The 20,657-nt window shown below is 44.4% G+C and carries 20 protein-coding genes and 1 riboswitch; of the genes, 7 read left to right on the forward strand and 13 right to left on the reverse strand.

Annotated elements, in window-relative coordinates; all coding sequences use genetic code 11:
- Positions 1–256 precede the first annotated feature (256 nt).
- The 7 genes from AB5618_RS18050 to AB5618_RS18080 form a co-directional block, all read right to left on the reverse strand.
- Complete coding sequence (locus AB5618_RS18050; RefSeq protein WP_173716974.1) at positions 257–1,096, reverse strand: S1 RNA-binding domain-containing protein; 840 nt, start codon at positions 1,094–1,096, stop codon at positions 257–259.
- 158 nt (positions 1,097–1,254) lie between these two features.
- A complete protein-coding gene (locus tag AB5618_RS18055) occupies positions 1,255–1,998 on the reverse strand; it encodes an amino acid ABC transporter ATP-binding protein (protein WP_118583574.1) in 744 nt (247 codons plus the stop codon).
- Positions 1,998–2,789: an amino acid ABC transporter permease gene (locus tag AB5618_RS18060; RefSeq protein ID WP_226838188.1), complete on the reverse strand. Its 792-nt coding sequence runs from the start codon at positions 2,787–2,789 to the stop codon at positions 1,998–2,000. Before AB5618_RS18060 ends, AB5618_RS18055 begins: the two co-directional genes overlap by 1 nt.
- A gap of 129 nt (positions 2,790–2,918) precedes the next feature.
- Positions 2,919–3,776: a transporter substrate-binding domain-containing protein gene (locus tag AB5618_RS18065; protein WP_173718336.1), complete on the reverse strand. Its 858-nt coding sequence runs from the start codon at positions 3,774–3,776 to the stop codon at positions 2,919–2,921.
- 230 nt (positions 3,777–4,006) lie between these two features.
- Positions 4,007–4,201, reverse strand: a complete 195-nt coding sequence (locus AB5618_RS18070; RefSeq protein ID WP_148463316.1) for a hypothetical protein — start codon at positions 4,199–4,201, stop codon at positions 4,007–4,009.
- A 4-nt stretch (positions 4,202–4,205) separates the two neighbouring features.
- Positions 4,206–5,513 carry a glycerate kinase gene (locus AB5618_RS18075; RefSeq protein ID WP_173716971.1) on the reverse strand — a complete coding sequence of 436 codons (1,308 nt, stop codon included), beginning with the start codon at positions 5,511–5,513 and terminating at the stop codon, positions 4,206–4,208.
- A gap of 30 nt (positions 5,514–5,543) precedes the next feature.
- On the reverse strand, positions 5,544–6,683 hold the full coding sequence (locus tag AB5618_RS18080; RefSeq protein ID WP_226815321.1) for a helix-turn-helix domain-containing protein: 1,140 nt from the start codon (positions 6,681–6,683) through the stop codon (positions 5,544–5,546).
- A 200-nt stretch (positions 6,684–6,883) separates the two neighbouring features.
- On the opposite strand from AB5618_RS18080, the gene AB5618_RS18085 reads away from it, so the two are divergent.
- A complete protein-coding gene (locus AB5618_RS18085) occupies positions 6,884–7,900 on the forward strand; it encodes an SPFH domain-containing protein (RefSeq protein WP_173719186.1) in 1,017 nt (338 codons plus the stop codon).
- A complete protein-coding gene (locus AB5618_RS18090; protein ID WP_173719187.1) occupies positions 7,900–8,115 on the forward strand; it encodes a PTS ascorbate transporter subunit IIC in 216 nt (71 codons plus the stop codon). The genes AB5618_RS18085 and AB5618_RS18090 overlap by 1 nt, the downstream gene beginning before the upstream one ends.
- 445 nt (positions 8,116–8,560) lie before the next feature.
- Here the strand turns inward: AB5618_RS18090 and AB5618_RS18095 are convergent, their stop codons facing one another.
- From AB5618_RS18095 to AB5618_RS18105, 3 genes are all read right to left on the reverse strand, one after another.
- On the reverse strand, positions 8,561–9,034 hold the full coding sequence (locus tag AB5618_RS18095; RefSeq protein ID WP_118583545.1) for a hypothetical protein: 474 nt from the start codon (positions 9,032–9,034) through the stop codon (positions 8,561–8,563).
- Between the two features lie 259 nt (positions 9,035–9,293).
- Positions 9,294–10,148: an alpha/beta hydrolase gene (locus AB5618_RS18100; protein ID WP_148463310.1), complete on the reverse strand. Its 855-nt coding sequence runs from the start codon at positions 10,146–10,148 to the stop codon at positions 9,294–9,296.
- A 228-nt stretch (positions 10,149–10,376) separates the two neighbouring features.
- Positions 10,377–11,261, reverse strand: a complete 885-nt coding sequence (locus tag AB5618_RS18105; RefSeq protein ID WP_148463309.1) for an AraC family transcriptional regulator — start codon at positions 11,259–11,261, stop codon at positions 10,377–10,379.
- Positions 11,262–11,684: 423 nt separating this feature from the next.
- Here AB5618_RS18105 and AB5618_RS18110 point away from each other — a divergent pair, with 423 nt between their 5' ends.
- From AB5618_RS18110 to AB5618_RS18125, 4 genes are all read left to right on the forward strand, one after another.
- The gene (locus AB5618_RS18110) at positions 11,685–12,977 is read left to right on the forward strand and encodes an ABC transporter substrate-binding protein (protein WP_173716967.1); all 1,293 of its coding nucleotides are present in this window, start codon (positions 11,685–11,687) and stop codon (positions 12,975–12,977) included.
- 218 nt (positions 12,978–13,195) lie between these two features.
- Positions 13,196–14,083, forward strand: a complete 888-nt coding sequence (locus tag AB5618_RS18115; RefSeq protein WP_118583552.1) for a carbohydrate ABC transporter permease — start codon at positions 13,196–13,198, stop codon at positions 14,081–14,083.
- 12 nt (positions 14,084–14,095) lie between these two features.
- A complete protein-coding gene (locus AB5618_RS18120) occupies positions 14,096–14,950 on the forward strand; it encodes a carbohydrate ABC transporter permease (RefSeq protein WP_173769643.1) in 855 nt (284 codons plus the stop codon).
- A 118-nt stretch (positions 14,951–15,068) separates the two neighbouring features.
- Positions 15,069–17,231, forward strand: coding sequence for a glycoside hydrolase family 3 C-terminal domain-containing protein (locus AB5618_RS18125; RefSeq protein ID WP_226815320.1), 2,163 nt, complete (start codon positions 15,069–15,071; stop codon positions 17,229–17,231).
- 54 nt (positions 17,232–17,285) lie between these two features.
- Here AB5618_RS18125 and AB5618_RS18130 read toward each other — a convergent pair whose 3' ends face one another.
- The 3 genes from AB5618_RS18130 to AB5618_RS18140 all read right to left on the reverse strand — a co-directional run bounded on the left by AB5618_RS18130 (position 17,286) and on the right by AB5618_RS18140 (position 20,214).
- A complete protein-coding gene (locus AB5618_RS18130) occupies positions 17,286–17,984 on the reverse strand; it encodes an L-ribulose-5-phosphate 4-epimerase (RefSeq protein ID WP_148463305.1) in 699 nt (232 codons plus the stop codon).
- Between the two features lie 428 nt (positions 17,985–18,412).
- Positions 18,413–19,381, reverse strand: a complete 969-nt coding sequence (locus AB5618_RS18135) for a Gfo/Idh/MocA family protein (RefSeq protein WP_226815319.1) — start codon at positions 19,379–19,381, stop codon at positions 18,413–18,415.
- Between the two features lie 122 nt (positions 19,382–19,503).
- Entirely contained in the window at positions 19,504–20,214 is a 711-nt protein-coding gene (locus AB5618_RS18140; RefSeq protein WP_148463303.1) for an acyl-[acyl-carrier-protein] thioesterase, read from the reverse strand.
- Positions 20,215–20,239: 25 nt separating this feature from the next.
- Here AB5618_RS18140 and AB5618_RS18145 point away from each other — a divergent pair, with 25 nt between their 5' ends.
- Positions 20,240–20,383, forward strand: a complete 144-nt coding sequence (locus tag AB5618_RS18145; RefSeq protein ID WP_368366955.1) for a DUF6783 domain-containing protein — start codon at positions 20,240–20,242, stop codon at positions 20,381–20,383.
- Positions 20,384–20,442: 59 nt separating this feature from the next.
- A riboswitch (purine riboswitch) is annotated at positions 20,443–20,539 on the forward strand.
- Positions 20,540–20,657 lie beyond the last annotated feature (118 nt).

Here is a 20,657-nt window from a genome sequence, read left to right on the forward strand (position 1 = left end):
TTAGTCGCAGTTAGCGATTAGTTCGCTGGAGCGTTGCGCCGGCGAGTGAGTAATACACATTGTCCAAATGCGTCCCTACTGAAGAAATTTTCAACACATTAAATAGCAAGTATGATTAATAAATAGTTTAACACAAGTTCAAGCCCCGGTAAACACCCGTTCGTGTTTTAGAGAAAAAACCTGCATACCATATTGGGGTATTCCAATATGGTATGCAGGTTTTATTATTTTCCAATAAAGGGTGTATCAGATTCCATTATTTCTTGTAGATGCGTTTGTCCTTAATCTCAATCTTCCCTTCTTTCAGAAGGTGTCCCACAGCACGTTTAAAGGCATTCTTGCTGAGACCGAATTCGCGTTTGATCACTTCTGGTGAGGCTTTGTCATCGAAGGGGAGGACGCCGGCGAATTCTTCGATTATGCTAAGGACGCTCTCGGCATCTTCGTTAATCTGGATGTAGGCTTTCTGACGGTCTGTGACGTTCATCTTGCCATCCTCTTTCACCTCGGAAACGCGAAGGTCGAGGACTTCGCCCGGGCGGTATTTGCCGCTGGCTTCTCTGGCTGGAATCAGGGCGGAATATTTGTCATCAACAGCTACGAAAACACCGAAACGATCGCTGATCTCGTAGACACGGCCTTTTACGGAATCACCTGTTACATATGGGGTTCTGGTAGAAAGGTAATGGTATACCTTCATGGTGGCACAGAGGCGGCTGCTCTTGTCCACATAGAGAGCTACCAGACACTCCTGTCCTTCCCGCACACGGCTGGTCTGCTCATGGTATGGAAGGAGCAGATCTTTCTCTAAGCCCCAATCCAGAAAGGCACCGATCTTGGTTACCTGAAGGACTTTCAGAACTGCAGTCTGGCCAACCTGGAGAAGCGGTTCTCTGGTGGTTGCAATAAGACGGTCTCTGGAATCTTTGTAAATAAATACGTCCAAAGTATCGCCCTCTCTGGTTCCCTCCGGAACCTGTTTCGCAGGAAGAAGCACTCTGTCTTCCTGGCCTGCATTTTTATCTTCTGCAAGGTAAACACCGAAATCTACGGTCTTTGCCACAATAAGCTTCTGTTTTTTTCCTATTTCAATCATGGATTCTCCTTAATTCAATTACGGTTAAATATAAAATTTCTCAGTAGCTTCCCAATCTATTGTCCAGTATAGCACACATTTACCGTCACTGTGAACATTAACTTATTGAAGTAAGGATAAAAAATGCAGAATCCCCATCTGCAAAGCGACTTTCCGGCTCATGCATTGCGGAAGCGGCTCAGGAAATCTTTTGTCAGCGGGTCTTTCGGATTCTCAAACAGTTCCTTCGGCGGTCTGTCTTCTACGATAACGCCATTTGCCATGAAGATTACACGCTTGGAAACGTCACGGGCAAATGCCATCTCATGGGTGACGATGATCATGGTCAGGCCTTCGTGTGCAAGGTCTCTCATAACCTCCAGAACCTCGCCTACCATCTGGGGATCCAGCGCGGAGGTTGGCTCGTCGAAAAGAAGAATTTCCGGCTCCATGGCAAGGGCTCTTGCGATTGCCACACGCTGTTTCTGACCTCCGGAAAGCTGTTTGGGTTTGGCGTTGATGTACGGCGCCATACCTACTTTTTCCAGATAATACAAAGCTTTTTTCTCTGCCTCTTCTTTGCTCTTTTTCAAAACCTTTACCTGACCTACGGTGCAGTTTTTCAGAGCAGTCATGTTGTTAAAAAGGTTAAAATTCTGGAACACCATACCTACCTTTGAACGGTATTCCGGAACGTTCACGTTCTTACTGGTGATGTCAGTACCATGATAATTGATTTCTCCGGTGGATGGAGTTTCCAGCATATTCAGGCAGCGAAGAAGCGTGGATTTACCAGAACCGGACGGTCCGATAATGCACGTCACATCTCCCGGGCTTACGGAAAAATCAATATCTCTCAGTACCTGATTGCTGCCAAATGCTTTTCCCAGATGCTTGACTTCAAGGATTTTTTCACTCATGATCATTTCTCCTCCTTCTTCTTAGGGTAGGAATACAGACCACTTGTGTGAGCCAGTGTATCCGTTGTGGCAAGGTCATAATTCTGCGGACCTTCCATCTTGTGTTCCAGCAGGCGGAGCAGTCTGGAGCATACAAAAGTAAGGATAAAGTACATTACCATAGCGATGGTAAAGGATTCAAAGTAAGTATAATAGGCTCCGGCTACGCCTTTTGTTGTGTAGAAAAGTTCTACAATTCCAATAATGGAAAGAACGCAGGTATCCTTGATATTGATGATCAGGTTGTTGCCAATCTGAGGCATGATGTTGCGCAATGCCTGTGGAAGGATTACGTTCATCATAGTCTGTACATGCGTCATTCCGATTGCTTTTGCAGCTTCTGTCTGACCTTCGTCAACAGAAAGGATTCCGCCTCGGACGGTTTCTGCCATGTAGGCTCCGGTATTGATAGATACTACGAAAAATGCCGCAAACCACATGGACATGTTGATATTGAACAGGTAAGCACTTCCGTAATAGATAAACATGGCCTGTACCATCATAGGGGTGCCGCGGAAAAATTCCACATAGCAGGCCATAATAAATTTGAGAAATCCAACCAGTGTCTTTTTAACGTCAGAATCTCTTTTGTCCACAGGAATTGTCTGGATAATTCCAACTATAAAGCCAATAAGGCACCCTAAAAAGGTGCCTACAATGGCTATGATCATTGTATTTCCGGCTCCTGACAAAAAGGAGGAGCCGTATTGCTGGAGCAGATACTGGATCCGGCCCCAGAAGGTTTCAGGAAGCATATTTTTCTCTCCTATCTCTCTCGACTTTATTTACAAAGACCGTCTGCGAAATATCCTGCAAAGTGAATCTTACAAAATGCAGGAATGATTTTTCAAACAGACTCAAATGCAGCGAAATCACTGTAACCCTTACTCTGACAGCGGCTGTACGGAAATTGCTTCGTCCATCATTTCTTTGTAATCATCCTCTGTCATTTTATCCAGTACGCTGTTCAGGGCATCCAGAAGCTCTGTATTGCCTTTCTGTACGGAAATACCAATGTTGATATCCTCATCTGATACCTCAAAATCTCCGTCTGTGCCAGAGAAATCAAGAAGTTTGAAATCCGGGTAAGCTACGCAGGCAGCCATTCCGGTAGGCATATCAGTTACAACAGCGTCACATTTTCCAGATTCCAGGGCAACCAGCATGGCAGGCGCACTTTCCTGTGCAGGAAGAATGTTTGCGTCCTCAATCTGCGGCAGGCAGGAATCATACCAGATAGTGTTCTGCTGGGAAGTACAGGTAACGCCCTTCAGATCTGCCACACTTTTTGCATCTGCATAATCGCCGTCGCTTTTTACCAGGGTAATAATGGATGCATAGTAGTATGGCTCTGTGAAATCTACCATCTGCTGACGTTCGGATGTAATGGACTGACCTGCGATTACGCAGTCAACTTTTCCAGACTGGACAGCCGGTACCAGGGAATCCCAGTCCAGTTTCACGATTTCCAGATCGTATCCCAGCTCGTCACAGATTTTTTTCGCCATCATAACGTCGTATCCATATGCGTAATCAGAGCTTCCGGAAATGGGAACAGCTCCGTTGGAATCATCTGGCTGTGTCCAGTTGTATGGTGCATAGCTGCACTCCATTGCTACTTTTAATGTTTTCTTCTCTTCTGCCTGTACCATTGTAAGTCCAAGTCCTGGCATTGCTGTCACGGTAACCGCCGCTGCCATAAGACCACTTGTCATTTTTCTCCATAAATAGCTCTTCTTCATTTTTCTTTCCTCCTCTTTGTAAAAAACTCATTAATCACAGCACCACCGATATTTTATCGGTGTGTTTCCTCATTTCGAGGTTGTTTCCCCATTTCCGGGTAAAAAAAATGCAATGGCGGCGTTATCACACTAACGCGCCATTGCGTTGTAGTTCATATTACTCTTGTTTGTGGGAGAAGTCAAGAGGGGGGAGTTGCAGAATTCATGGTTTTTCTCCATATTTCTCTGGCTCACAGATTCTTTTCATCCTTCAACGCACATATTTTTTTAACCGTTAAACCAGAAATATCTGCAATTTCCTCAATCGTATACTTGCCCACTTGCAACATTTTGACGGCTGTAGCCATTTGATTTTCCAGTCTTCCAAGCTCAAGTCCTTGCTCAATCAGTTTATCCGACTCTAATTCCAGCACTTTTCCGCCCATAATTTCACCAATTCCTTTCTTTCAGCCTAATCACCCGGAACACCTGCTCTACAGCACTTTCCATATTTTTCTGTGCAGTCTGCGGATCCATGGCTTCTTCCAGAGTGGTCACCTGACGGAGGATTGGGAAAAAAGCGTCGATTCCAGCTTCATTACAAGAGGCAGCATCTTCAGTGACCGAGCCAGAAAAGGCAAGCACTGGCTTTCCATATTTCTTTGCAAGTCTGGCAATTCCGATGGGCGCTTTTCCCATAACGGTCTGGCCATCCAGACGACCTTCACCAGTGATTACGATGTCTGCATTTTTTATCTGATTTTCTATGCCGATTTCTTCCAGGACAATGCTTATACCTGGTTCCAGTTTTCCATGAAGAAAAGTACGGAAGGCAAAGCCAAGGCCTCCGGCTGCTCCGCAGCCTGGGTAGTTTGGATCATAATTAAATTTTCCCAATTGGGTTTTGGAATCTGCAAAATATTCTTCTGTTATCTTTGCATAGTTTTCCATCCACCCGTCCATCAGCTCCACCATCTCCGGTGTTGCGCCTTTCTGGGGGCCGAAGATATAGCTGCAGCCTTTTTCCCCATATAAAGGGTTGTCCACGTCACAGGCAATGCGGAAGCTGCATTCTTTTAATTCCGGAAGCAAATTTTTGCAACTGATGGAGGCAAGCTTTTCCACACCTTCTGCTCCAAATGGCACCTGTTTTCCACTTTTATCCAGAAGCTCTCCTCCCAAAGCCTGAAGCATACCGATTCCACCATCATTCGTTGCACTGCCTCCGATTCCGATGATAAAATTTCGGCAGCCTTTGGAAATGGCGTCTTTTATGACCTCTCCAACACCATAGGTTGTAGTGTTTATAGGATTCAGAAGTTCAGGTGGAACCAAAGTGATCCCGGCTGCACCAGCCATTTCTATAATGGCAGTCTTTCCGCACTTTTTCTCATTCTTGTAGCCACGTTTACTTTCTATTATAGAAGTATTTTCTACTACGGAAGCATTCTCTGAAACAGCCATCATCTCTTTTCCCACAAAATCAATTCTACCTGAACCGCCTATATTACGTTTCTCCCAAATTGCATATTCGCAGACAACCGGGGCTCCAAGTGGTCCAGTAACTGTCACATTCTCCAAGCTTCCCCCAAGTCCCTGGGCCAGTGCCCGCACTGTCCCTTCCCCGCCATCTGCCAGCGGATAAACCTTGGTCTTGGCTTCCGAATATACTTTCCGAATGCCTGCTGCGGCAGCTTCACCCGCTTCTATAGAACTCATGCTCCCTTTGAATGAATCAATTGCAATTACTACTTTCATGTTCTTTTCTCCCGTTTTTTCAAATACGATCTACCCTTCTATTTTTTCACTCCACAAATCCATTCCAATTGCAGAACTTCCTTCTTTTATCGTAATTTTATAATCAGAATCCACCTGAATATCATAGCCATATATGCTTTCTTTTCCCACTTCTGCATCTTTTTGATCCGCATAATAGGAAAAACCTACACGGTAGATATCCGGATGCAGGTCAATCTGAACATAACTATATCCCCGTATCCAGTCTTCTTCAAGATTTTTTTCATTGAGCAACAGCTGTGTTGCGTACTGTTCTGCCACATCCCCCTTGCTGGTTCCCATGGCATTTTCTATGGATCTGGCAGCAAAGCCATGTAAAGTCCACGCCGTTATCAAAATCTCCAGAACCACCACAACAGCAATAAGTACCGGGTTCTTTTTTTCCTTGCACATTCTCTTTACTGCAAATCCAAATGCGTATATCACAATCGCCAGATTCACCAGACATGTGATGAGACTTGCTTCCTGTCTATGTTGTTCCCAGAATCCGTCAGGAACCAGGAAAGAACATATTGTGAAAAATATGCCGGTCAGAGTGATTGTAAAAAATCCATAAATTCTTTTGCTTTCCTTATCTTCCCGATTCACCCACAGATAATATCCACTCACAGCAGCTCCCGCGCCAAGAAGCCCGGCAAATAACGCACTGCCAAGGTTTGCATGACCAGAGAATTTAAACACAGCCACAATGAGCAGAATTACCGGTATCGCAAGATAGCCTGCGATTTTATCCTGATGCTGTTGCTGTTTTCGTATTTCTTCCATTGATTGCATCATCTCAGTCACCTCTGCAGACGTGTATTTTTTCTCTGCTTTCTCTCTCTTTTCTGCCATCCCGTTTTTTTCTGCTGCTTCATTCATTTCTACTGTCCCATCTTTTTCTGCTGCCTCATCTTTTTTCACGTTAGCCCCTTCGGTTGTCTGCATTTCTGATCGCATCAGCTCCAAAAGCGATACATCCAGTGCCTCAGCCAATGGTTCCATTGTATTAATATCCGGAAATCCAAGTCCCCGCTCCCAACGGCTGACCGCCTTATCCGTCACTCCGACTTTTCCGGCAAGATCGGCCTGTGTCATATGATGCTCTTTTCTTCTTTCCGAAATAAATGCCCCAAACCTTTTTGCGTCCACTATATGATATCCTCCATAATTCTTTTGCGTTACTCTCTTATATACACTAAAATGTGGATTTTCGTCAATCGACGATTTGTTTACCTGGAAAAAAACGAAAAATTTTCTATAACTCTCTTGTATGTATTGACATTTTGATATCTAAATGATATCATATTTATATCTCGCAAAAGATAATTTTCATTATCAGGAGGATTGCTATGAAAGAAAAAGTTTTGGACAACAAGAAAAATGGTATGGGAATGATGGTGCTGTTTATTCTGCTCTATGCCGTGGCCGCAGCCGCTGTAATATTCGGCGCAGCCTTCGAACAGATTCCCCTTATGGTCATCGGTATCATCTGGGCTTCACTTGGATGGATCCCGTTCCTTGGCCTTAAAGTGCTGAAGCCGCAGGAAGCCCTTGTACTCACCTTATTCGGCAAATATGTGGGAACTTTAAAGAATGACGGTTTCTATTGGGTAAATCCTTTTTGTACAGCTGTAAACCCGGCTGCAAAGACGAGACTGAACCAGAGCGGTGACGTAGATGGAGGAAATGCCGCCAAATCCGTTCTCACACTGGCCACCGGAACTTCCGCTTCCACAAGCAGTACATATGTAAACAAAAAGATTTCCCTGAAGATCATGACCTTAAATAACAACCGTCAGAAGATCAACGACTGCCTGGGAAATCCGGTAGAAATCGGAATTGCCGTTATGTGGCGTGTAACAGATACTGCGAAAGCTGTTTTCAACGTAGATAACTATAAGGAATATCTTTCCTTGCAGTGTGACAGCGCGCTACGAAATATCGTGAGAATTTACCCTTATGACGTAGCACCCAATGTAGATACCACTGGGGATGGTGTAGCAGATGAGGGAAGTCTTCGCGGTTCCAGTGAAATCGTAGCCGGACGCATCCGTGATGAAATCCAGCAGAAAGTAGCAGATGCCGGTCTGGAAATTATTGAAGCCCGCATCACCTACCTTGCTTATGCACCTGAGATTGCAGCGGTTATGCTGCAGAGACAGCAGGCTTCCGCTATCATCGACGCAAGAAAGATGATCGTAGACGGTGCTGTTGGTATGGTAGAAATGGCATTAGAGCGATTGAATGAAAACAATGTGGTAGAACTTGACGAGGAGCGGAAGGCTGCCATGGTTTCCAATCTTCTCGTAGTGCTGTGCGGCAATCACGATGCCCAGCCGGTGGTTAATTCCGGCAGTCTGTACTAATGGCTGAAACCAGAGATACCCGGCCTAAGAAACAGATCCCGCTCAGGCTTTCTGCCAAGCTTTATGACCAGATTGCAGCCTGGGCGGAGGATGATTTCCGCTCCGTAAACGGGCAGATTGAATATCTGCTCACCGAATGTGTCCGCCAGCGCAAGAAAAATGGGAAATACGTTTCCGACACGATGGATAAACCGCCGGAACTGGATATCTCATGATTTCCAGCATAAAAAGCCCTTCTACTTGCCAAACCCACTATCGACAATTATAAAACAATACAAATTTTTCACATTTTAAACAAATCAGGGAGTACAGATGTTATAACAACAGTGCTGTACTCCCCGCTTTTATCTATTCGTGCACAGAGGGTAATGACTTTCTGAATGCTCTGAACACCAATTCTGTTTTGTATGGTATTTAACGCTTATAATTATAATTGTTAAGCTTATTTTCTTCGTTCTTTGTGTTAATTTATCTTTTGTATTTTAGTATTTCTATAATTCTATAAAATGATATATTACTTGCAATTTGCTTTCTCTATATGTATTTTTCTGTTTCGTTTTTCTATTTTGTTTTTCTATTACGTTTTTCTGATGCATTTTATATTTCATTTTTTCTGAGAGTATTTCTACAGCCATTCTTATGTATGAATGGTTCTGTCAATCACATACACAGCCTCTGCTTTATCGCGGTGATGTCTTTCTCATGTTTGTTCACGTAAAATAAAAGTCTTTCCTGCGTTTCCCATCTCTTTTGTTGTTCTTCCAGCTTTTGTAAAAGATTGGAATGATTCTCTGCTACAACCTGAAGCTTCCAGTCTGTAGTGTTCTCCACATGAAGCCAGAGTTCTTTTACACTTCTTTGCAATTCTGATACTGATGCATCCAATTCACATACATGCTTGTCTACGCTGCGCAAGTTCGCTTCCAGATTCTCAAAGCGCCTCTTGGTTTCGCTTTCGAAGTTGTCAACGCGAGTTTCTAAGCTGTCAAAGCGGCTTTCCAAATTATCGAAGCGGCTTTCCAACTTGTCGAAGCGGCTTTCCAAATTATCGAAACGGCTTTCCAAATTCCCAATCCGTGTCTCAATGGGCACCAGCAATCCTGCAATCGCCTGTAGATCTTCTTTCGTCAACATTTCTTTCACCTCCCGTATATTTAAGATAAAAAAAGTATATCAGCAAAATAATGTAAAAACAATACTTGAAGTACATTTTGTTCTGTGCTATAATCACGCCACGCATGATTTGCAGCAACACATTTCAGAACAGGAAAAAAGTCCACTGTCTGGGAATCCCCAAGGCAACGGACTTTAAAGCTTCTACTCACCTAATCTATATTTTCTATTACTTTCATATTCTTACCAACTGTGGAAATTTCACCAACACCCCATCTTTTTATTCCCAAGGTGCCTTTACGACTTCCTTCGCTTCAAACAGGTGCTTCATCCAGTCACCGGCAAGCTGAATCCAGCTCTCACATTCTGCCTGGATTCCATAGCCATTGGGGCATGCTGTTTCTGCAGTGGCAAGTCCCAGACCATGACTGCCCACTGGATAAATATGCAATTCTGCCGGAATATCCAGAGCGTGAAGTGCCTGGAAAAACAGCAGGGAGTTCTCTACCGGTACAGTATCATCCGGTGCTGTATGCCACAGGAAAGTCGACGGGGTATCCTTCGTAACATTATATTCCAGGGACAGGAATCTGCGTTTCTCTTCATCTGCATAATCCTCTCCCAGAACGCTTTCAAAAGAACCCTTATGTGCTTTCTCGCCAGAAGTGATTACCGGATAGCTGAGCATAAGCCCATTGGGGCGAAACTTTTCGGAGTCCATGCCCAAAGCTTCTGCAACAAAGGGCTTGTTCCAGAATACACCAAGGCTTGCCGCCAGATGTCCACCAGCAGAAGAACCCTGGACTACGATCTTCTCTGTATCAATATGCCATTTTTCTGCATTTTCACGGAGCATTGCAACTGCTGTAGCCAGCTGAAGAAGCGCCTCCGGGAAACGTGCCGGAGCAACGCTGTAGCGCAAAATCGCAGCATGATAGCCCATTGCCATAAATCTGACAGCAAGAGCTTCTGCCTCTCTGTCAGAAGTCATCTGATAGCCGCCGCCAGGACAGATCAGTACAACCGGTCTTTTTCTCTCCGGATCGATTTCAGGTGAATTGTCCAGGAAATATGTAAATAAATTTGCTTTAAACTCAGAATCTTTTAATTGAATCTCTATTTTTTCGTGAATCATTTCGCGAACCTCCTGTTGTATATATTTCGTTCATTTTATAATGTCAGGAATAACCAGCTTATCCCCTAAAGCATGTTTGGAAAAAAGCTTTCTGTAAGACGTGCGTCACAATTTTGGCGTGCAGTTTGCAATAATGCTTTTTCAAACAGGCTCTAATGCCATAATAATTTTCTTCCTATAAGAAATCAATACCTAAATAAAATTGACACCTGCTATTTCAAACACGCTCTAGTTCCCCATCTTCGTCCTGTCATACATCTCCCTGAACTCCGTAGGCGTACAATTATTCATCAGCTTAAACATCCTAAGAAACGCCGACAGACTGGAAAAGCCTGACTTAAATGCCACCTCCGTCACACTCACTCCCGGATCCTGCAGCAACGTTTTTGCAAATTCAATTCTCTTCTGATTCAAATACTTATAAAACGTAGAATCTGTATACTGCTTAAACAACCTGGAAAAATGATACTTACTGAATCCTGCCTGGGAAGCCACTCCCTCCAGGCTCAAATCTTCCGCAAAATGATTGTTAATATAATCTGTAACCAGGATAAACTTCTCCACATATTCCTTCTGCCTGCTGTTTGCTCCGTTTTCTTTCTGCTGTCCCGCTACAGTATGTGCATTTACACGCTGTCTTCCAACGCATGTAAGAATCTCAAGGAATTTCGAAATAATCATAGTTTCCAGATAGGGAGACTCACCGAAATATTCCTCTTTGATTTCCAGCATAAGCGTTTTTACTTTTTCATAAATCTGCGGATACCCCTCCGGTGTAATCAAAGTAGCCGGGGTTATAATCATAGTAAGCAAGTTCAGCTCCTTGGTAGAAATATTGTTCAGACACGGCTGAAAAATAATCCGCTCTCCGCTTTCCGGAGCAAAAAGCTCATGAAGCATACACGGACCGATAATCAGCACATCCCCCTCACGCAGATTGTATTCCTTTCCACCGCACAGTGCCTTATAGCCATTTACGATTGGCATAAGTACCTCGAAGGAGGTATGCCAGTGCGGTGGGTAATTCTCGTATTCATCATTATAATAGAGACAAACCTGCTCATCCTCCCGGAAATCTACTGTTTCATGTATTCCACTAAGCTTATGTATCATTCCCCCATGCTCCTTCCCTGTATATTCTTATTATAATGCTCCTGAGTTTCACCCTTTTACCAGAGCATGTTTGAATTTTCCCAACATATATCATTTTCCGACGGTCAGTATCAAATATTGTCATTTAGTTCTCAAATATTGCGTTTTTCAATATGTTTGTATTGTATCAAATGTTGCTTTTTTTATCAATATATAGCCAAATTTATATTTTAAATCTAAATAAGTATCGTTTATCTTTGTCTATATTGCATAATTTTCTATGTTTTAAATTATATACTTTGACATGTACTTGTTTTTGTACACTTTTAGATAGCAATAATTGATAGTAAACAAACAAGAATTAGAAAGAAAACCCAGGCAATCTCTGCTATAGTAAGAATTACCAAATACGAGACAACAAAATTTTAAAAGGAGGTTCACAATATGAACAAGAAACGGGCACTTTCAATATTAATGGCTGCAGCAATGGCAGCTGGAACACTGGTTACCTCTGTACCGGTTTATGCTGATGATGTTGAAGAAATCACATGGATGTTCTGGGATGACCTGGAAGCTACGGAAGATCTTATTTCCAAAGGTTACAAAGATGTCATTGATCGTTTCAACGAAGAGTACGATGGCAAATATCACGTAACTCCGATCACCACCAACCTGGAAGAGTATGATGGCAAGCTGAACGCACTGATCGCAGCCGGACAGACACCGGACGTTTACATCTGTAACCCTGGTCCAAACATGGACGTATATGTAAATGCAGGCGCAGCAGCTGATCTTACCGATATCCTTGAGAATCAGGAAGCAGACTGGTACGCATCCTTTACAGATGGTATTTTCGAGAGAATGACCTATGACGGAAAGATCATGGCAGTTCCTACCAACTTCGCAGCAGCCTGCGTTTACTACAACACAGAGATGTTCGCAGATGCCGGAGTTGAAGTTCCTACCACATACGACGAACTGATCGCTGCATGCCAGAAGCTTCAGGATGCTGGCTACACACCAATCTCCTGCTCCGCAGGTACCGCATGGTGCTTATCCATGATCGCTGGTTATCTGTGTGACCGCCAGGGCGTTGACCTCGCAGCTATCGCAGACCATACCGCTAACTGGACAGACGAGAACTGTATCGAAGCAGGCACCAAATTAAAAGACCTTTCCCAGTATTTCCAGGCTACAGCAGCCGGAGATTCCAACGACCAGGCTACAGCAGCTTTCTATAACGGCGAAGCAGCTATGCTGGTTCAGGGTTCCTGGGCAATCGCACAGATCAATGGTAACAACCCAGACTTTGAGTCCAAATGTGGTGTATTCCAGTTCCCTGGAATTGACGGTGCAAATGACCCGAACCGTATGATCGTTAAGACAGACAACCTGCTTATGAGCTCCACAACAGAGCATCAGGACGCAGCCATCGCTCTTATGAAGATGTTCACAGACGAGACAGCTCAGAAATACACAGCAGAAATCGGCGGCAAGTTCCCTATCATCAAAGACCTTGAAATCGACTACGACAAAGCTCCTGCACAGCTGAAATACGTTCAGGATATCATGGCCAAAGCAACTGGTACATTCGGATTCTACAATGAGTCCCTTGCATCTGTAGAAGCTGGTGACTGCTTTGATAACGCAATGGTTGACATCTTCCTTGGAAACCAGACACCTGAAGAAGCATTCCAGACCGTACAGACATTCTATGAGGAGAACGTTTGGGAATAAATCCTCCCTTATAAAAAATAAGTTATAAACCCAGGCACATGGCTGCCGCGGAACGGACTAAGGCATGTTCCGCGGCAGTCTTTTTACTAAAAAGGTTATCGCCAGTCAGCGAGCCCACCAAAATCAATACAATACTCATGCAGACAACGGCTTATTCTTTGCTATCATTCGGTTTTCTTTAGTAGTAAAACCGCACACATTTGACGGAAGGAGATATTATGGATAAAATTCTGCGCGACAAAAAAGCCATTTTCGTATTTATCGCCCCGGCGCTGATCATGTTCCTTCTGGTCCTGATCATCCCGACGATACAAATGGTTTACTACTCACTCTGCGATTACGCAGCACTTACACCCCCTGAATTTGTGGGATTAAAAAACTATAAGAAACTGTTTTTCGGTGATGCCACATTCCGTATTGCCCTGAAAAACTCCATCTTTTTCATGATCTTTTCAGCAGTCACACAGCAGATCTTCGGTCTTTTACTTGCTGTTATGCTCACCAACATCCCGAAAGGCCGCAACATTTTCAAGAACATTTATTATCTTCCATGCGTACTTTCCTCAGCAGCACTTGGACTTCTCTGGTCCTTCCTTTTCAATCCGAGAATTGGTATCAACAATCTGCTTGCAAAATTCGGCATTGAAGGACCTCTGTGGCTGATGGACTCTACCGGATTTATTGTACTTCCCATGTGGGTTATCGCATTTGTTGCCCTGTGGCAGTACCTTGGTCAGAACATGATGCTTTATATGGCACAGATCACCGGAATTTCCCGTGATATTTATGAAGCTTCCTATATAGACGGCGCGTCAAAGGTAAAAGCATTCCGCTATATCACCCTTCCGCTGATCAAACCAATGATGATCACATCACTTTCCCTGAACTGTATCGGTTCCCTGAAGTTCTTCGACCTGGTTTACAATATGACTCAGGGTGGTCCGAACCACAGAACAGAAGTCCTTGCAACTGAGCTTTACGCAGAAGGTTTCAACTATTTCAAATACGGCTACGCCAGCGCCATTTCCGTGGTGCTCCTGGTGCTCTGCCTGCTTGTAACCCTTCTGGTAAAGAAAGTCATCAAAGTTGAAACTTACGAGTCATAAGGAGGTGGGAAAATGAGTAACGTAAAAGTAAAAGCTCCGAAAAAGCCGGTAAAACCGGTAATCGTAGTGATTTATATCCTGCTGGTGATCCTGGCAGTTATTTATCTGGCTCCACTTCTGTGGATGCTGTCTGTATCTCTGAAAGATAACGCTGGTGTTATGTCCGCACCATTTTCCCTGCCAGAAGTATTTCATTTTGAAAACTATGCGCAGGCATGGCAGATGGGAAAACTTGGCACCGCCCTTATAAACTCTGTCATCGTCTGCGGCGCTACCCTGATTGTCAGTCTTTTCTTCGGCGCTATGGCAGCTTTTGCCATCGCCAGAATGCGCTGGAAATTATCGGAATTCATGCACACCTTCTTCCTCATCGGAATGATGGTTCCAGTACATTGTGTTCTGATTCCTCTTTTTGTAAGATTTGCAAAACTTGGTCTTACCAATTCCCAGGGCGGATTGATGATTCCTTATATTACCTTCTCCCTGCCAATGACCATTTTCCTGCTTACCGGATTTTTCCGTTCCATGCCAGGAGAAATGTTCGAGGCTGCTGCCATTGATGGTTGCGGAATCTACGGATGCTTTTTCCGGATCGCACTGCCACTTTGCAGAACCGGCTTCTTCGTATCCGGTCTGATGACCTTCATCAACAACTGGAACGAGCTGCTTCTTGCCATGGTATTTATTTCCGATCCTATGAAAAAGACACTGCCGGTTACACTGACCTATTTCGTTGGGCCTTACGCAACCAACTATGTGCAGATGTTTGCTGCGATCATTATCGCAATCGCACCTACCGTTGTTGTTTACTCACTGTTCAGTAACCAGATCGTAGAAGGTCTTACCACAGGTGCAGTAAAAGGATGATATGCAGCCCGAAAACTCACACTCGCTTTACAACGTAACCTGCTATTTACAGGTCACAAACCTTATATGACTCAATGTTTTACAGTCACCATGAATTCGCAACAATAGGAGAAACATTATGGATAGAAAAAAGGCTAGAAAAAAAGCGACCGAACTGGTCAGCCAAATGACCTTAGAAGAAAAAGCAAGTCAGCTGCGCTATGACGCACCTGCAATCAAACGACTTGGGATTCCTGCCTACAACTGGTGGAATGAAGCGCTCCACGGAGTTGCCCGTGCCGGACAGGCCACAGTTTTCCCGCAGGCAATTGGACTTGGCGCCACTTTTGACACCGAACTTCTGGGACAGATTGCAGATACCATTGCTACCGAAGGTCGTGCCAAATACAATGCATATTCCCAGGAAGAAGACCGTGACATTTACAAGGGGCTTACCTTCTGGTCACCAAACGTAAATATTTTCCGTGATCCAAGATGGGGACGGGGACATGAAACTTACGGCGAAGATCCTTACCTAACTAAAGAGTTGGGAGTCTCTTTTGTAAAAGGGCTCCAGGGCGATGGCGAGGTTATGAAAGCCGCTGCCTGCGCCAAGCACTTTGCAGTCCATTCCGGTCCGGAGGCCATCCGTCATGAATTTGACGCAATCGCAACTCCGAAGGATATGGAAGAAACTTACCTCCCGGCATTTGAAGCTTTAACCAGAGAAGCAGACGTGGAAGGCTTCATGGGTGCCTACAATCGCACCAATGGAGAGCCCTGCTGCGGAAGTCCTTCCCTTCAGAAAATACTTCGCGGCGACTGGGGCTTCCAGGGATATTTCGTTTCCGACTGCTGGGCCATCAAGGATTTCCACGAGCATCATATGGTAACCAGCACCCCGGCAGAATCGGCTGCATTAGCACTGAACAATGGCTGCGATCTGAACTGCGGAAACACTTATCTTCACATTTTGAAAGCTTATGAAAAAGGGCTGATCTCCGAGGATACCATCACGGAATCCGCCATCCGCCTTTTCACTACCAGATATCTGCTGGGATTATTTGAAGAAACGGAATACGACAAAATTCCTTATTCGGAGGTGGAGTCACCTGCCCATCTGGCGCTTTCCCAAAAAGCAGCTGAAGAAAGCTTCGTACTTCTGAAAAACAATGGGATTCTGCCTTTGAACAAAGAGAAGATCAAAACAGTTGGAATCGTTGGACCAAATGCAGACAGCCGTAAGGCTCTGGTAGGCAATTATCACGGTACAGCTTCCCGCTACTGCACGATCCAGGAAGGTATTCAGGATTATCTTGGAGATGATGTACGTGTACTTGCCTCTGTAGGATGTGACCTTTTCCGCGACCGCACCGAGCATCTTGCTTTTACTCAGGACAGACTTGCGGAAGCGAAAATCGTTGCAGAAAACAGCGATATCGTAATTCTCTGCGTGGGACTTGATGAAACACTGGAAGGTGAAGAAGGAGATACCGGAAACAGCTATGCTTCCGGCGACAAAGAGACCTTGCAGCTTCCACAGGTTCAGCTGGATCTGATGGAAGCCATGGCTGAATCCGGCAAACCAGTTGTCCTCTGCTTAATGGCAGGAAGTGACATTGATCTTTCTTATGCAGAAGAACATTTTGATGCAGTGATGGTTCTGTGGTACCCAGGTGCCGAAGGTGGAAAAGCCGCCGCAAGAGTACTGTTCGGAGATGTCTCCCCATCCGGCAAACTGCCAGTGACCTTCTACAATAGCCTGGAAGAGCTTCCGGATTTTACAGATTATGCCATGAAGGGACGTACTTACCGCTATATGGAGAATAAGGCTCAGTTCCCATTTGGATATGGATTGACTTATGGGAAGGTAGTAGTGACAGATGCAGTTGTCAGTGAAAACAGCGCAGCCGACATAAATGACACAAATGTTTCCGGCAAGGCAGGTTTCGAAAGCGGCACTAATACCACAGCAGCACCAGTTACAATCCAGGCCACTGTCACCAACCAGGGTACAATTGATACCCGGGATGTGGTTCAGATTTACATAAAGAATGCAGATTCTTCTCTGGCCGTTCCAAACCCGGAGCTTGCTGCTTTCACTCCTGTTTTCCTGAAAGCAGGCGAAACAAAAACCGTCACACTTTCCATTGCTCCAAAGGCCTTCACCGTAGTAGATGAAACTGGAGCAAGAACAGAGGACGGCAGCCACTTCCATATTTACGTTGGCTGTACACAGCCGGACAAGAGAAGTGTGGAACTTGCAGGTGTGAAACCAGTGGAAATTGAATATAGTAAATGATCTTTATAAGGCGAACGACTATCTTAGTCGTTCGCCTTATATTCATCTCAGTTTTTACTCAATATTTTCCTGTCCATAATAAGCATTTGCACCATGTTTTCTATAGTAATGCTTATCCTGAAGCTCCTGCGGAGCAGGTTTCACATCCGGATTAATCAGCTCGCAGCGGGAAGCCATCTTGGCAACCTCTTCCAGAACTACTGCATTATGCACTGCCTCGTGCGCATCCTTGCCCCATGTGAAAGGACCATGATTCTTGCAAAGAACAGCCGGAACAGCCTCATAATCTCTCTTCTTGAAATAGTCGGCAATGAGAATACCAGTATTCTTCTCATAAGCTTCCGCAATCTCACTCTTATCCAGATTACGGACGCATGGAACCTCACCGTAAATATAATCAGCATGAGTGGTTCCATAGCATGGAATTGCGCGGCCGGCCTGTGCCCAGCTGGTAGCCCAAGAGGAATGAGTATGTACGATTCCACCGATCTTCGGGAAAGCATTGTACAGAACTACATGAGTGGGTGTATCAGATGATGGGTTATATTTACCTTCTACTTTATTACCTTCCAGGTCTACAACTACCATATCTTCCGGTGTCAGTTTCTCATATTCCACACCACTTGGCTTGATTACGAAAAGACCTTTTTCACGATCAATTCCACTTACATTTCCCCAAGTAAAAGTAACCAGGCCGTATTTCGGCAGGTCCATATTTGCTTTGTAAACTTCTTCTTTTAATTTTTCAAGCATAGCTGTATCCTCCTTTTTACACACGCAAATACGCATTTTATTCTTCAGATGTCTGGTTACATCTCACAAAAAGCTTCCGCTATCTTTCCATTCCCCTTGTCTATCAGAGCTCCTGCATTCTTTACCACAGACATCATATTAAACATAATATAGCACTTGTGCGGATGTATTTCTACTTGTATCTTATATTTTTTTGTATCTGTTGCTATTGTTGTTACTGTTCACTGGTAACGTTCCGCGAGGTGTTTTTTGTGAACAAAGTTCACAGAAAACCCGAGAGTTGCGGCGCGAAATCATGCAAAGCATGATTTCTGTGCATCGCGAAGCACGTTACTGTGAACGGAGTGAACAGTAACCTATTGTTGTTACTGTTCACTAAAGCATGTTTGAAAAAGGCTTTCTGCAAAATAGCTGAGCTTCCGCCCTGCCTACTCATACAACGGAATCTCATAGCCCCAGGATTTCCTGATTCCATCCATGATCCCCATCACACGCACAGTCTCATCATGAGGCATTTCCAGACATTCCTTTTCGCCCTGTGCGATTGCTCTGGCGCAGGCCTCAACCTCATACTCATAGCCTGTGATCTGTGCCGGCGGCAAATAAACTGCAACCTCCTTATGCTCCTTGTCAAACACTGTGATTTTCTCCGGATTATTAATATTCTGCACCTGAATATAACCTTTGGTTCCAAAAATACTTCCCATTCTGTCAGAAATTTCACGGGCACCACACTGCAAGGTAGCCATACGGTCGCCTTCAAATACCATAGCAATAGTATCCAGCATATCCACACCTTCACGGAAAATAGCAGTTGCCTGTACATCCTTTAACTTATCCCCAAGAACCATGCTTGCGAAATTAATGGTATAAACACCAACATCCAGAAGCGCACCGCCTGCCAGCTCCGGCTTACGGATACGTTCCACCTCACTGATGGCATAGTTCAGATTGGCAATAACAGCTGTCACTTCACCGATCACACCGCTTGAAATAATATCATCAATCATCTTTCTGGATGGCATATATCTGGTCCAGATTGCCTCTGTGATCAGCAGGTTTTTCTCTTTCGCCAGGGCAAAAAGCTTTCTTGCCTGGTCTGCATTTACGGTAAACGCCTTTTCACAAAGCACATTTTTTCCTGCCTCCAGGCACATCTTTGCATGAAGATAATGATGGGAATGAGGGGTTGCAATATAAACCAGATCCACCTGTGGATCTGCAAGCATTTCCTCATAAGAGCCATAAGCCTTGGAAAAACCATATTTCTCGGCAAAGGCCTGCGCCCGTTCAAAGCTTCTGGCTGCCACTGCGTAATTCTCCACATCCTTCATTCCAGCTACCGTTTTCGCCATCTGAACTGCAATTCCTCCAGCTCCAAGTATTCCAATTTTCATTTATGTAAACCGCCTTTCTAATAAAATTTCCTGTTTCGCCATTCTCAGCTGACTTTCCTGTATGGAGATGTCGCTAAAGCGATACAGTTATTTCGCTCACATGATATTCATATAGTCGCATCTCATGCAGACATAAACTCTACAATCGCATAAGGTTCGCCATTCTCCGTGGAAAGCGCAACCGTAACCTTTCTCATTTCCAGCTTCACTGCCGGATAAAAAACGTCTCCAAGCAGTGCCTGCTTCTTATATTCTGCCCTCATCTGTCGGATCACAAAGCCTTCTGGCAGATAATCTGCCCCCATGCGGATATACTGGCAATTATTAACATGGTGATGGGTGTCCAGATGATGTTTCTGTATTGCAAAAGGCTCCTGGGCTTCCATCCCTTCCGGAAGTGCGATCTTACGGGGCGCATAATCCATCTCCAGCTTTTCATCCAGTTCGTATCCTCTGATGTCTTCATCTGTAAGTCTGGCAGGCAGACCGGTCTCTGTATCAATATTGGTCCAGATACTATTTGCATAGGATAAAAGCTCTCCATCTTCTGTTTTCAGAGTGAAGTTACGCATTCCAAGAAAACCTTTGAAACCATATGGCGCCGTTGATGCCACAATTGTCTCTCCCAATCCCGGATAGCGGTTCACCACAATCTGCCAGGATGACAACACCCAGGCTCTCTGACGTTCCTCCAGCACTTCCATTCCCTGCCCTATTTCCTCAGATTGAAAGGTGCAGCAATCCTGATAATAATTCTGAATTCCAGGAAGAGTCAGGCAGCCATCCTCGCCTATTTCACTGTATCTGACACGGCCTTTAAAACTGTAACTCATGTTATGTCAATCTCCATTCTAGAGCCTGTTTGAAAAATCATTCCCGCAATCTCCCACAAATTGTGACGCACATCTTGCAGAAAGCCTTTTTCAAACACGCTCTAATTTCTTGTCCGCGAATTTTACTTCATTATATAACAAATCCATCAATAAAGATATGAAAATGTAGATTTTTTTTGTGAAAATCCTCTTGATTCTGCACTCTTTACCATGTACAATAAAGATATAAAAATAAAAACAGCAAACGCTTATATATGTCCATAATCTGGTTGGACGTTTCTACCAACTACCCTAATAGTTGTCTATAAGCTGCATGCGAAGAGGTATGCAGGTATGGCATTTTCCGGGTGGTTTTTTTATTGCTGAATCAGCCCGAAATCACATTTTGCATGTTTCCGGCAGTACGTTCTCAGCCGCAAACTATCCCGGAACTTTACTTTACC

Source organism: Ruminococcus sp. J1101004sp1_RTP21198st1_B9_RTP21198_201120 (assembly GCF_040924245.1).
GTDB classification, from domain to species: domain Bacteria; phylum Bacillota; class Clostridia; order Lachnospirales; family Lachnospiraceae; genus Blautia_A; species Blautia_A faecis.

What these genes read in the sequence shown, in the direction of transcription:
- AB5618_RS18050 (WP_173716974.1), bottom strand. Translation starts at nt 1,096, where the DNA reads ATGATTGAAATAGGAAAAAAACAGAAGCTTATTGTGGCAAAGACCGTA.
- AB5618_RS18060 (WP_226838188.1), bottom strand. Translation starts at nt 2,789, where the DNA reads ATGCTTCCTGAAACCTTCTGGGGCCGGATCCAGTATCTGCTCCAGCAA.
- AB5618_RS18065 (WP_173718336.1), bottom strand. Translation starts at nt 3,776, where the DNA reads ATGAAGAAGAGCTATTTATGGAGAAAAATGACAAGTGGTCTTATGGCA.
- AB5618_RS18070 (WP_148463316.1), bottom strand. Translation starts at nt 4,201, where the DNA reads ATGGGCGGAAAAGTGCTGGAATTAGAGTCGGATAAACTGATTGAGCAA.
- AB5618_RS18075 (WP_173716971.1), bottom strand. Translation starts at nt 5,513, where the DNA reads ATGAAAGTAGTAATTGCAATTGATTCATTCAAAGGGAGCATGAGTTCT.
- AB5618_RS18085 (WP_173719186.1), top strand. Translation starts at nt 6,884, where the DNA reads ATGAAAGAAAAAGTTTTGGACAACAAGAAAAATGGTATGGGAATGATG.
- AB5618_RS18090 (WP_173719187.1), top strand. Translation starts at nt 7,900, where the DNA reads ATGGCTGAAACCAGAGATACCCGGCCTAAGAAACAGATCCCGCTCAGG.
- AB5618_RS18095 (WP_118583545.1), bottom strand. Translation starts at nt 9,034, where the DNA reads ATGTTGACGAAAGAAGATCTACAGGCGATTGCAGGATTGCTGGTGCCC.
- AB5618_RS18100 (WP_148463310.1), bottom strand. Translation starts at nt 10,148, where the DNA reads ATGATTCACGAAAAAATAGAGATTCAATTAAAAGATTCTGAGTTTAAA.
- AB5618_RS18105 (WP_148463309.1), bottom strand. Translation starts at nt 11,261, where the DNA reads ATGATACATAAGCTTAGTGGAATACATGAAACAGTAGATTTCCGGGAG.
- AB5618_RS18110 (WP_173716967.1), top strand. Translation starts at nt 11,685, where the DNA reads ATGAACAAGAAACGGGCACTTTCAATATTAATGGCTGCAGCAATGGCA.
- AB5618_RS18115 (WP_118583552.1), top strand. Translation starts at nt 13,196, where the DNA reads ATGGATAAAATTCTGCGCGACAAAAAAGCCATTTTCGTATTTATCGCC.
- AB5618_RS18120 (WP_173769643.1), top strand. Translation starts at nt 14,096, where the DNA reads ATGAGTAACGTAAAAGTAAAAGCTCCGAAAAAGCCGGTAAAACCGGTA.
- AB5618_RS18125 (WP_226815320.1), top strand. Translation starts at nt 15,069, where the DNA reads ATGGATAGAAAAAAGGCTAGAAAAAAAGCGACCGAACTGGTCAGCCAA.
- AB5618_RS18130 (WP_148463305.1), bottom strand. Translation starts at nt 17,984, where the DNA reads ATGCTTGAAAAATTAAAAGAAGAAGTTTACAAAGCAAATATGGACCTG.
- AB5618_RS18135 (WP_226815319.1), bottom strand. Translation starts at nt 19,381, where the DNA reads ATGAAAATTGGAATACTTGGAGCTGGAGGAATTGCAGTTCAGATGGCG.
- AB5618_RS18140 (WP_148463303.1), bottom strand. Translation starts at nt 20,214, where the DNA reads ATGAGTTACAGTTTTAAAGGCCGTGTCAGATACAGTGAAATAGGCGAG.